General features: G+C 46.1%; 1 protein-coding gene. It reads right to left on the bottom strand.

Annotation, left to right across the window (positions count from 1 at the left end):
- Positions 1-26: 26 nt before the first annotated feature.
- Positions 27-230, bottom strand: a 204-nt coding sequence (locus AAEZ05_RS30535) for an RNA-binding protein (protein ID WP_350650445.1), incomplete at its 5' end; no start/stop codon positions are given.

Below are 230 nucleotides of genomic sequence, written 5' to 3' on the forward strand. Positions count from 1 at the left end.
CGTATGAATTGATCAGCAATAATAGCTTAGCTGTCTTTGCTACGCTGCTTGATCAGCGTGATGGCTTGATAGGGTAGTATTTTAGCACCTAATACCTTGATATTGATATTTCGTTCGGTACATAAATGGCGCAATAATACGGTATCGGGATGATCAGCAGTGGCCAGTAGAATGCGCTCGGGATCGCGGCGTAATATGGCGCGTGTCGCCTCTGCAATCGTCGGCTTAAT

It is taken from the genome of Pseudomonas sp. HY13-MNA-CIBAN-0226, assembly GCF_040310305.1.
GTDB classification, from domain to species: domain Bacteria; phylum Pseudomonadota; class Gammaproteobacteria; order Pseudomonadales; family Pseudomonadaceae; genus Aquipseudomonas; species Aquipseudomonas gregormendelii.